The 11816-nt window shown below is 57.4% G+C and carries 10 protein-coding genes; 3 read left to right on the forward strand and 7 right to left on the reverse strand.

Annotation, left to right across the window (positions count from 1 at the left end):
* Positions 1–18 precede the first annotated feature (18 nt).
* The 7 genes from ACIQT8_RS11225 to ACIQT8_RS11255 form a co-directional block, all read right to left on the reverse strand.
* Positions 19–1350 carry an MFS transporter gene (locus ACIQT8_RS11225; protein ID WP_262523058.1) on the reverse strand — a complete coding sequence of 444 codons (1332 nt, stop codon included), beginning with the start codon at positions 1348–1350 and terminating at the stop codon, positions 19–21.
* Between the two features lie 103 nt (positions 1351–1453).
* Positions 1454–2497 carry a zinc-dependent alcohol dehydrogenase family protein gene (locus tag ACIQT8_RS11230; RefSeq protein ID WP_400965127.1) on the reverse strand — a complete coding sequence of 348 codons (1044 nt, stop codon included), beginning with the start codon at positions 2495–2497 and terminating at the stop codon, positions 1454–1456.
* 57 nt (positions 2498–2554) lie between these two features.
* Complete coding sequence (locus ACIQT8_RS11235; RefSeq protein ID WP_138791029.1) at positions 2555–3613, reverse strand: ABC transporter ATP-binding protein; 1059 nt, start codon at positions 3611–3613, stop codon at positions 2555–2557.
* A gap of 13 nt (positions 3614–3626) precedes the next feature.
* Positions 3627–4409: an iron ABC transporter permease gene (locus ACIQT8_RS11240; protein WP_138791028.1), complete on the reverse strand. Its 783-nt coding sequence runs from the start codon at positions 4407–4409 to the stop codon at positions 3627–3629.
* On the reverse strand, positions 4406–5290 hold the full coding sequence (locus ACIQT8_RS11245; RefSeq protein ID WP_400965130.1) for an ABC transporter permease: 885 nt from the start codon (positions 5288–5290) through the stop codon (positions 4406–4408). Before ACIQT8_RS11245 ends, ACIQT8_RS11240 begins: the two co-directional genes overlap by 4 nt.
* 202 nt (positions 5291–5492) lie before the next feature.
* On the reverse strand, positions 5493–6599 hold the full coding sequence (locus tag ACIQT8_RS11250; RefSeq protein ID WP_138791026.1) for an ABC transporter substrate-binding protein: 1107 nt from the start codon (positions 6597–6599) through the stop codon (positions 5493–5495).
* A 221-nt stretch (positions 6600–6820) separates the two neighbouring features.
* Entirely contained in the window at positions 6821–7705 is an 885-nt protein-coding gene (locus ACIQT8_RS11255) for a MurR/RpiR family transcriptional regulator (protein WP_138791025.1), read from the reverse strand.
* A gap of 177 nt (positions 7706–7882) precedes the next feature.
* Here ACIQT8_RS11255 and ACIQT8_RS11260 point away from each other — a divergent pair, with 177 nt between their 5' ends.
* The 3 genes from ACIQT8_RS11260 (at position 7883) to ACIQT8_RS11270 (ending at position 11814) form a co-directional block, all read left to right on the forward strand.
* Positions 7883–8653 (forward strand): N-formylglutamate amidohydrolase, encoded by a 771-nt coding sequence (locus tag ACIQT8_RS11260; protein WP_138791024.1) that lies wholly within the window; start codon positions 7883–7885, stop codon positions 8651–8653.
* A gap of 210 nt (positions 8654–8863) precedes the next feature.
* Positions 8864–10381: an amino acid permease gene (locus ACIQT8_RS11265; RefSeq protein ID WP_400965133.1), complete on the forward strand. Its 1518-nt coding sequence runs from the start codon at positions 8864–8866 to the stop codon at positions 10379–10381.
* 68 nt (positions 10382–10449) lie between these two features.
* The gene (locus ACIQT8_RS11270) at positions 10450–11814 is read left to right on the forward strand and encodes a glutamine synthetase family protein (RefSeq protein WP_400965135.1); all 1365 of its coding nucleotides are present in this window, start codon (positions 10450–10452) and stop codon (positions 11812–11814) included.
* Positions 11815–11816: the final 2 nt, after the last annotated feature.

An 11816-nucleotide genomic window follows, 5' to 3' on the forward strand; every position in this document is an offset into this window, starting at 1 on the left:
TTGTTGTTTCCGGTCTGCTTACGAACGAAGCGCTGCCAGTTCCTCGATCCCGACATGGCTCTCCACCTCGCTGCCGCGCAGATAGAGGTACACACCAATGAAGAAGGCCAGAACCGCGATGAACACCAGATACCAGGCGTGCGCCATGGGGTTGACGGCCAGTGCTGTTGTCACGGCAATCGGTGTCAGGCCACCGAAGACGGCGTAGGAGACGTTGTAGGCGAAGGAAAGGCCGGAGAACCGGACAGATGCCGGGAAGGCACGGACCATGACGTATGGCACTGCACCCGCCATGCCGACCGAGAGACCCATGACGCCATAGAGCGCGAACATGGTTGTCAGCGAAGTGCCTGCGTAGCTGTAGAAGGCAAAGGTGGCGACGCCGAAGAAGACACTTGCACACATGAAGAAGATGCCGCTGCCGATACGATCGATCAGCGCACCGGCGATGATGACGCCGAAGATCAGGAACAGCGTGCCGAAGCTGGTGCCGGCAAGCGCCTGGGTCGGTGTATAGCCGTAAAGCTTCTGCAGGAATGTCGCTGTCATCAGCGTTGTGACGACGATGGCAGCTGAGAGCACCCAGGTCAGCAGAGCAGAGATGATCACGCCGCGCATATGGTGCTTCAGGACGAGGCCAAGCGGCAGCTTGTCCGTCAACGACTTCGACTTTTTCATCTCGGTGAAGATCGGCGTTTCCTCGAGCCAGCGGCGCAGGTAAACGGCAATCAGGCCGAAAACGCCACCCAGCAGGAAGGGGATGCGCCATGCGTAACCGGCAACATCTTCCGGCGGGAAGATGGAGTTGATGGCGAAGGCGATCAGCGAACCGAGCATGATGCCGAAGGAGAGGCCGGAGGTAAGGAAACCGCAGGCAAGACCAACACGGCGGAAGGGAACATGCTCGGACACGAAGGTCCATGCGCCGGGAACTTCACCGCCAATGGCCGCGCCCTGCAGCATGCGCAGCACGATGAGCAGGATCGGTGCAGCCACACCGATTGTCGCGTAAGTCGGCATCAAAGCCATGCCGAGTGTCGACAGAGCCATCAGCAGGATCGAAAAGGCAAAGACACGCTTGCGGCCATAACGATCGCCATAATGCGCCAGCACGATGCCACCGAGAGGGCGCACCAGATAGCCTGCGGCGAAAATACCGAAGGTCTGGATCATCACCAGCCAGTCGGGCATTTCCGGTGGGAAAAACAGATGGCCGATGACGGTGGCGAAAAACACGAAGATGATGAAGTCGTAGAATTCCAGAGCGCCGCCAAGGGCGGACAGGCCAAGGGTTCTGTAATCCTGTGCGTTCAGCGGGCGCGCTGAGGCGGGTGTCGTTGTGGGAGACATGACGCGGTTCTTCTCATATTACTTTATGCAGGTTCGCATGCGGCAATAAGACCGGGATTTCAAGTCTTTTGTCGCCTGTTTCCGTCTCGCGACGCGGTTGGCCTCATTCAAAACGGTCAATGATGCTGATACCGCTGTCCTTGAAGTTATCCATTGCGGGCAGGGCGGTCACGGCATCGGAAAGTGTGATGTGACGGCCGATGAGTTTTTCCGGTGAGAGTTTACCGGTCTTGATCATCGCCAGCATGTCGTCATAGCGCCACGCCTGCATGCCGTGGCTGCCGTAGATTTCCAGCTCATGGGCAATGACACGCGCCATCGGGATCTGTGGCATGGAGTGATCCGCCAGCATCAGACCCACCTGCACATGGCGTCCGCGACGGCGCAGGTTGCTGATGGAATTGCAGCAGGTCTGCGGGTGCCCCAGCGCATCCACCGACACATGGGCGCCGCCACCGGTCACTTCCCGTACTGCCTCCGTCACATCCGCAACGTTGCGGCTATTGATGGTCACGGTTGCGCCGAGCTGTTTGGCAAACGCCAGCTTGTCTTCGGCAATATCGATGGCAACGATCTGCGCGCCAAGGCCAGCACCGATCATGATTGCTGAGAGGCCAACACCGCCGCATCCGTGCACTGCCAGCCACTCACCGCCCTTCAGGCGGCCCTGATCCACCACAGCGCGGAACGAGGTTGCGAAACGGCAGCCGAGGCTTGCTGCGGTATCGAAGCCCATACTTTCAGGGAGATGCACGAGGTTCTGGTCAGCGTAGTCGATGGCGACATATTCTGCGAAGGAGCCCCAGTGGGTGAAGCCTGGCTGGAACTGCGTTTCACACACCTGCTGATTGCCCGAGCGGCATTCCTGGCAATGGCCGCAGCCGGAGACGAATGGCACGGTCACACGGTCTCCAACCTTGAAACGCATGACATTTTTGCCAACGGCGGAAATTACCCCGGCGAATTCGTGGCCGGGCACATGCGGCAGGTGGATGTCGCTGTCATGCCCCATCCAGCCGTGCCAGTCGCTGCGGCAAAGCCCGGTTGCCTTGACCTCGACCACCACGCCGCCCGGTGTCGGTTCGGGGTCTGGCAGGGTTGCGATTTTCGGGGCTTCGCCAAAGCGTTCGTAAAACAGTGCGCGCATGATTTCACTCCTGAGTTCAGACTGGACTAGCCTTTTTGCTCAGGAGGAAAAAGGCAGTTACTCTGCTACAATCATCAAATCTTCTGATGCGAATTTCAGTGTGACGCGCTCGCCGATGGACGGCGGGGCCGTGCCCGGATCGTTGAAGCTGTCAAACGACAGGATAGCGCCACCGACATCCATGCGCGTGCGGATGACCGACCCCAGGAAGTGGCTGGATGTGACCGTGCCGGAAATTGCCACGTCTTCCTTGGCACCTTCTGCCAGCGAGCCCGCTTCCGGGCGAAGCGCCACGGTAATCGTTTCGCCGTTCTTCTTCGACAGCGGTTTCTTCAGCGACACCTGCTGGTCACCGATGCGAAGAGTGCTGGTCGATGCGTCGACAACCGTCGCGTCGATCAGGTTCAGCGTGCCGACGAACGAGGCGACGAAACGGGTTGCGGGCTGATTGTAGATCTCGAACGGCGAGCCAATCTGGTCGGCGCGGCCGGCATTCATGACGACGATGCGGTCGGAAATCGACAGGGCTTCTTCCTGATCATGCGTCACGAAGATCGTGGTGATCCCGAGTTGTTGCTGGATCTGGCGGATTTCTTCGCGCAGCGAGACGCGGATTTTGGCATCCAGTGCTGAAAGCGGCTCATCCAGAAGAAGGACCTGCGGTTTGGGGGCGAGGGCGCGTGCCAGCGCCACGCGCTGCTGCTGGCCACCGGACATCTGATAGGGGTATCTGTCCGCCAGATGTTCCAGGTGGATGAGCGCCAGCATTTCCTTCACACGCGTGTCGATCTCGGCCTTTGGCTTGCCTGCCACCTTCAGGCCGAAAGCGACGTTGTCGTAGACGTTCATGTTGGGGAACAGGGCGTAGGCCTGAAACACCATGCCGATGTTGCGCTGGTTCGGTTTCAACGTCGTCTGGTTCTTGCCGTTGATGACGATGGAGCCGTCCGTCGGCGTTTCGAAACCGGCGATCATGCGAAGCACGGTGGTCTTGCCGCAACCCGATGGCCCGAGGAAGGAGACGAATTCCCCCTTCTCGATGGCCATGTTGAAGTCGTGCACGACCTGAACCTGACCGAAGGATTTCTTGATGTTCTGGAGTGTCAAAAAGCTCATGAAAATCTTGTCCTCAGCCCTTGGGAGGGGTGCCCTTCTGATAGCGGGAAACGAGTTGAATCAAACCAAGGCAACCCCAGGTGATGCCGAAGGAAATCACGGCAAGCGCTGCCGGTTCGTAGGCGCGGTTGGCGCCGAGCAACTGCATATAGGGACCAAAGGCCGGTCGGTTTAGAAGTGCGGCCATGGTGAACTCACCGATGACAATGGCAAATGTCAGGAAGGCTCCCGACAAGACGGCGACCAGCACATTCGGCAAAATGATACGCGCAAGGATCGTCGTCCAACCGGCACCAAGGCTTTGCGCCGCTTCGGTCAGCGTCGCCACATCGATGGTTCGAAGTCCGGTATCGACGGCGCGGTACATGTAGGGTAGCGCGAGGGTCGTATAACCGAACATCAGCAATAGATTGGTGCCGGTAATCGTGCCCGTGAGAGGAAGCCAGCTCGAAGTGTTATAGAGCCGGATATAACCGAAGACGATGACGATGGCCGGGATGACCAGCGGCAGAAGCGTGATGAATTCAATGATCGGCCGCAGACCAGGCAGCTTCAGCCGCACCCAGTAAGCTGTTGGAACCACCAGCACGACACCGAAGACAATCGTAAACAATGCCATCATCACGGAGTAACTGAAGGTCTCCTGAAAGCGCGGGTCGCTCAGGACCTTGGCATAGGCGTCGAAGGAATATTCGCCGCGTCGCATTTTCAGCGAGAAGTTTGTCATGCCGATCAGCGGCAGGGCGAAATAGAGAATTCCGAAGAGCAGGGCGCCCCAGGCAAAAAGCCGCTTCATTTCAGCCACCTCTCGCTGCGCGTGCGCATCCAGATATAGAGTGTGTTGGCGATGCAGGTGACGATAATCATGCCGAAGGCCAGCGCATAACCAAGATTGGGATTGCCCAGGACGTCACCGCGGATCTGCGCAAACAGCAGGATCGGAACGATGCTGAGCGATGAGCCGGTCAACGCGATGGCGGTTGCAACCGCGCCGAAAGCATTTGCGAACAGCAGCGAGAAGGTACCGAGAAGCGAAGGCAGCAGAATGGGGAATGCCACCATGCGCCAGTATTGCGTGCCGCTTGCGCCGAGGATTTCGGCTGCTTCACGCCATTCGCGCTTCAGGCCATCAAGGGCCGGGGTAATGATGAGGATCATCAACGGTATCTGGAAAAACAGATAGGTGATCGTCAGTCCCCAGAAGGAGAGGATGTTGAAGCCCAGCATGCGCAGGTCGATACCGATCTGCGTTTTCAAGAACAGGGTGATCAGACCGACGGGACCAAGCGTCGCGATGAAGGCGAAGGCAAGCGGTACGCCAGCAAACTGCGAGGCAACACCGGAAAAGGTCAGCAGTGGCCCACGAATTTTCTGTGGCAAGCCACCCAGCACGACTGCGGATGCCACGGAAAAACCGATCAGACAGCCGAAGAAGGCCGATGCAATGCTGATTTTGATGGAAATCCAGTAGGCTGCAAGAATGGACGGTGTAAACAGTCCGATGATGTTATCGAACGTGAAGCCGCCTTCCGCATTCTGAAAAGCGCCGACGACGATTTTCATCGTCGGCAAAATCAGAAAGAGCAGGACAAAAATGGCAAATGGCACCACACCTATCCAGTGAAGCGGCAATTTCTTGCCCACGGTGGATGGTCCGCCGGTGTTTGTTGATGCCATGCCGTGTCCCCAAACGCCGCATTAAAACGGTCTGTTTCGCGCATCGCCTGTAAACCGGAAACAATTTCCGATGGGGCAATGAACAGATTCAATAATTTCATGCGTCGTTGCGCACGGGCTCAGTCTGACTGCGGAACGCAAGACGCTTTATCAAATAAGCACCCCGGCCTTTTGAAAAGCCGGGGTGAATGTTTTCAACAGTTTACTTCACGTTCGCGCCGACAACGCTGTCCCAGCCGCCGGTTACAGCAGCCTTGTTGGCATCCACTTCCTCGAGGGTTGGGAAGTAGGCCTTCTCATAGGCTGCTGCCGGTGGCAGGCTGTCGATCAGTTCCTGCGGAACCTTGCCAGCCTTGACCATGGCGTTGAAGCGGATCGGGTGGCAGTAGCCCTTCAGCCAGCCGAGCTGACCGTCATCCGAATAGAGGTGTTCCATCCACAGCTTGGCTGCGTTCGGATGCGGTGCGTAAGCGGAGATGCCCTGAACGTAAACACCGGCAAGCACGCCCTTGGCAGGTACGACGACTTCGGTCGGCGGGTTGTCGTTCAGCGTTTTCTGCCAGGAAAGCGCGTTGTAGTCCCAGGCAACGACGATCGGCGTCGCGCCCTGCGCCAGCGTACCGGCCTTGCCGATAACGGGCAGGAAGTTGCCAGCCTTGTTGAGGTCGGCGAAGTATTTCAGGCCAGCTTCGCCAGCTTCCTTGCCGGACTTCGCATCGGCAGCAAGACCAGCAGCGAGAACGCTGAGGATTGCCTGGTTGGACGCGCGCGGGTCACCTGCGAGAGCGACCTGACCGGAGAATTCAGGCTTCAGGAGATCAGCCCAGTCCTTCGGCGATTCCTTGACGAGATCCTTGTTCACCATGAAGGACATCACGCCGTAGTAGTCACCGTACCAGTAACCTTCGGCATCCTTCACGTTGTCCGGAATTTCGTCCCAGGTGGAAACCTTGTAAGGCTGCAGCAGGCCTTCAGCCTTCATCTGCGGGCCGAATGCGAGACCGACGTCGATGACGTCAGGTGCCTGCGGGCCCTTGTTGTCCTTGTTGGCCTTTACGGCTTCAACTTCGTCGGCAGAACCGGCGTCAGGGTTCAGTTCGTTGACGGTGATTTCCGGATATTTTGCCTTGAAGGAAGCAATCACGTCGCCGTAACCGCACCAGTCGTGTGGCAGAGCGATGGTCGTCAGCATGCCTTCTTTCTTGGCGGCTGCGATCAGTTCGGCGCTCGGTTCGGCCGCAGCGATCGCGGTGGATGCGATGACCATAGCAGTGGTGAGCGATAGCAGTCGGCGGCTGTGTGAGATCACTTTGGTTCTCCTCTTGGTGTCTCATGCGTCGGCGGACGCTGATACGTGGGTTGCATGAAGGTTATGTGACAACTGTGTCGGGCAGTTTCCCGCCCTTCTCATGGTCCCGGCCGTTTTCTTGCCATCATTGCGCCTTGTTGTCGCCGTGATATTTGAGAAACGACATAATAAGTCTGTGTTGCGTCCTTGGCGACGATAATGCGCAAATAAGACGCCCGTTTTTAAGTTTCCCCTTTCCCCGGTTTTCTGAAGAGCCGGGTCTGTTCAAACAGCCCCTCCAGCGAATTCATGCGCTGACGGGTTTCCTCCCAGCCATTGCTCTGGACCGCTTCGATCAGCGCTTCCACCACAAACAGCGTCACCACCGAGCTGTCCCACGCGGAGGGTGCCTCTATTCTGACGCGGAAGGTGTGTTTGGCAAAGCGGGAAACGGGCGATGTCCACTGATCGGTGAACAGCAATATGCTCACATTATTGTCATGGGCCACCTGCGCCAGCGTCACCATGTCCCGCTCGTAGCGGCGGATATCGAAGATCACCAGCACGTCACCCGCGTTCATGTTCAGCATATATTGCGGCCATGAACTGGAGTTCGACGACATCAACGCCGTCTTGGGCCGGATGACCTGCATATGCGTGAAAAAATACTCGGCAATCGCGCCGGTGATGCGGCCGCCGACGAAGTAGATGCTGCGCTTTCTATCCGAGAGCAACGTCGCGGCACTATCGAAATCCGCCGTATCCAGATCACTCAGTGTCTCGCGCAGATTGCTGGTGATTGCTTCGGCAAAGCGATTGAGGATATGCAGTCCCGGTGCATTGGTCGCCCATCTGTCATGCTTGGCGACGGGGCCGGAGATGGTGGCCTCGAGTTCCTGATGCAAACGCGCCTGAAATTCGGGATAGCCCTTGTAGCCCAGTTTCTGCACCATGCGCGCCACGGTTGGCGTGGAAACACCGGCGTTTTCCGCAATCGTCGTGATGCTTCCAAGACCTGAAACGGGGTAGTTGCCAAGAAGGCTTTCCGCCAACCGCTTTTCAGAACGGGTCAGCGTCTCATAATGCGCATGAATGACGTCTGCTACCGTTGCTGTGGAGCTTCGCAAACTTTTCCCCTTCCGGTCTTTTCGCCGGTCTGTTTGAAAAAATAAAACATCTGGGCCTGCCATCGAGTCAATGGAAAAATGAAGAGATAATTTCAAAATTCCATTTGACACTCGCCATAATGTGAAGAATTCTTTTCGTGCTGGCGGGGCAGCGGGCTTTTCGGACGGGGTGCGTGCATGACGGTACGTTCACGGTTTTTCACTGAGGCGGAAGGGGAAGCCGTCGCCGTGGAAAACGCAGCAGCAAAGGGCGATGTGCTTCTCGTCTGCGAGCATGCATCCGCGACCGTTCCAGAAAAATACGGGACATTGGGGCTGACGGCAGATGTGTTATCGAGCCATGTTGCCTGGGACCCCGGTGCATTGGCTGTGTCGCGATTGCTGTCACAAAAGCTTGATGCGACGCTCGTTTATCAACGCTTCTCCCGACTGATCTATGATTGCAATCGCCCTCCCGAGTCGTCTTCGGCGATGCCGGTGAAGAGTGAAATCCACGACATTCCCGGAAATTTCGACCTCGATGACGCGGAGAAATTCGCTCGCACCTCAGCTCTTTATGTGCCGTTTCATGATCGCGTCGATGCGATCATCGCAGAGCGGCAGGCAAACGGGCAGAAGACGGTCGTGGTGACCGTTCACAGCTTTACGCCTGTGTATCACGGCCGGTTTCGCGAAGTTGAGGTCGGCATTCTGCACGATACCGACAGTCGTTTGGCTGATGCGATGCTTCGGTCGGCTGCGGCAGGCCTCGATGTCAGGCGCAATGAACCCTACGGACCGGATGACGGCGTAACGCATACGCTGAGGCTGCACGCGCTGCCGGACGGTTTTTTGAATGTGATGATCGAAATTCGAAACGATCTGATTGCCACTGCCGACGACCAGTCTGCGATGGCCGATTTTCTATACGAGCTTATGGGGAAGGCGCTCTCATCGTTCGATGAGTGAGGGAGCAACAGGCTGGCCAACGGTGAAAACACCGGGGCCAGCCTTTTTATGACAAAGCCGCACAGAAGCCGGAACGGCACAATGCGGATAGGGAACAGCGAGTGCGTGAGGTGTTGTCGTGCATGCGTGCCGACTGCGCCGGAGACTGGGGCACAATCGGCCAATAGCGGCTGACTGGCTTGTTTTTTTCTTAGATCAGGAGAGAAGGGCATGGACAGTTCATCAGCAGGCGTCAGCTATAAAAAAGCGGACGCATCCTATTTCGAAAAGCGGGGTCTTTCCCGTTATGCAGGCGTGTGGTCTTTATGGTCGCTGGGCGTTGGCGCAGTGATTTCAGGCCATTTTTCCGGTTGGAACTTCGGTTTTGCCACGGGCGGCTGGGGTGGCATGCTGGTTGCCGGCATCATCATCGCCATCATGTATCTGGGACTGACGTTTTCGATCGCGGAAATGAGCCCGGCTCTGCCGCACACTGGCGCGGCCTATTCTTTCGCACGCACCGCCATGGGCCCGTGGGGCGGCTTCATCACCGGTCTTTGCGAGAACGTCGAGTATGTTCTGACGCCCGCCGTCGTGGTGACATTCATCACCGCCTACGTGAACTCGATCCTGGGCCTTGATCCGGCCTATTCACCCTTCGTGTGGATCGTGTTCTACCTTATTTTCCTTGGGCTTAACATTTTCGGACTGGAACTGTCCTTCAAGGTGACGCTGGTCATCACGCTGATTTCGCTTGGCGTTCTGGTGTTCTTCTGGATGAGCGCCATCCCCAACATCGACTTCTCGCGCTGGGCGCTGAATATCGGCGTCGGTCCGGATGGCGCTGCGGTCGAACTGCCGGAAGGCAACGGCTCGTTCTTCCCCTTCGGTTTCTCCGGTGTTCTGGCAACCTTGCCTTTTGCGGTCTGGCTGTTTCTTGCCATCGAGCAGCTTCCGCTGGCGGCAGAAGAATCCGTTGATCCGAAGCGCGACATGCCAAAGGGCATCATTCTCGGCATGGTTACGCTGATGGTGTCGGCTTTCATGATCGTGCTGCTCAACCCATCGCTTCCGGGTGTTGGCGCTTTCCACCTTGGTTCATCGCTTGAGCCGCTGCTGGATGGTTTCAAGGCGATCTATGGTGACGGTGGCGTGGTTCTGCTCGGTCTTGTGGCACTGACCGGTCTTATCGCCAGCTTCCACACGATCCTTTACGCACAAGGCCGCCAGATTTACTCGCTGTCGCGTGCGGGTTATTTCCCGACGGCGCTTTCGATCACCCACTCCAGATACAAGACGCCATTCGTTGCCAACATTGCCGGTGCCGTGGTCGGTCTGGCCGTGATGCTCGCCATCTGGTTCGCGCTTGGTGCGGAGCAGGGCGGCAGTATCATCGGCAGCGTACTTTTGAACATGGCAGTCTTCGGTGCGATGTTCTCCTACATCATGCAGGCAATTTCATTCATCCTGCTCAGGAAGAACCTGCCGCATATTGAACGGCCGTTCCGCTCGCCTTTCGGCATTCCCGGTGCTGTCCTCACAATCGTCATTGCCATCGTCACGCTGCTTTACCAGATCCAGGACCCCAATTTCAGCAAGGGTGTGCTGTGGGTGGCCGTCTGGTTCGCCGTCGCTATTGCCTACTTCGCCTTCGTCGGCCGTCATCGCCTGATCCTCTCGCCGGAGGAAGAATTTGCGATGGAGCACAAACAGGCAGCGGCAAATGCCACCTCGGCTGCAAAGGCCTGACATTGATTGTAACGGGCGGCCGGTAAACGGCCGCCCCCATAAAATATAAAAGGGAACGGACACAAGACATGGCGACCTACTCATTCGATGCCCTCAAACTGGATGTCGCCGACGGGCGCATCGACACCGTTCTCGCATGTCTGGTGGATATGCAGGGCCGTTTGATGGGGAAGCGTTTTCAGGCGGAGTTTTTCGTCGAGAGCGCCTTTCAGGAAACCCATAGCTGCAACTATCTGCTTGCCACTGACATGGAGATGGAGACGGTTCCGGGTTACAAGGCATCGAGCTGGGAACGGGGTTACGGCGACTATACGATGAAGCCGGATCTTTCGACGTTGCGCAAAGTACCTTGGCTGGAAGGCACAGCGCTGGTGCTGTGCGACGTGCTGGATCATCACACGCACGCCGAAGTGCCGCATTCACCGCGTGCGCTGTTGAAGAAGCAGGTCGCACGTCTGGAGGCGATGGGGCTGAAAGCCTATATGGCCAGCGAACTGGAGTTCTTCCTGTTCGACCAGACTTTTGACGCAGCGCGTGCCAACGGATACCGCAATCTCAATCTCGCCAGCGGTTACAACGAAGACTATCACATCTTTCAGACGACCAAGGAAGAAGATGTCATGCGCGCCCTGCGCAAAGGGCTGCAGGGGGCCGGCATTCCGGTCGAAAACTCCAAGGGTGAGGCTTCAGCCGGCCAGGAGGAAATCAACGTCCGTTATGCAGACGCTCTGACCATGGCCGACCGGCATGCCATCATCAAGAACGCGACAAAGGAAATTGCCTGGTCAAAGGGCAAAGCTGTCACGTTCCTCGCCAAATGGAACTACAGCGCGGCAGGAAGCTCCTCTCATATTCATCAGTCGTTGTGGAGCGCCGATGGCAAGACCTCCGCTTTCTTCGACAAGGATGCAGAGCACGGCATGTCCGAGCTGATGCGGCACTATGTTGCCGGGCTTTTGGCGCATGCCAGCGAAATCACCTATTTCCTGGCGCCTTATATCAACTCCTACAAGCGTTTCATGGCCGGAACCTTCGCGCCGACAAAGGCAATCTGGAGCCTGGACAACCGCACCGCTGGCTACCGTCTTTGCGGAGAAGACACGAAGGCGATCCGGGTAGAATGCCGTGTCGGCGGCTCTGACCTCAATCCCTATCTTGCCATGGCGGCATTGCTTGCGGCGGGCATTGACGGCATCGAAAATAAGCTGGAACTTGAGCCCGCCTTTGTCGGCGATGCCTATGGTGGAGAGGTGCGCGAGATACCAAAGACGCTGCGTGATGCAACGACCTTTCTGCATGGGTCGAAAATGCTGCGCGACGCCTTTGGTGACGACGTGATCGACCACTATGTGCGCGCTGCAAAATGGGAGCAGGAAGAATACGACCGCCGCGTGACGGACTGGGAAGTCGCCCGCGGTTTCGAGAGAGCCTAATC

The organism is Agrobacterium sp. NPDC090273, assembly GCF_044772305.1.
Lineage (GTDB): Bacteria > Pseudomonadota > Alphaproteobacteria > Rhizobiales > Rhizobiaceae > Agrobacterium.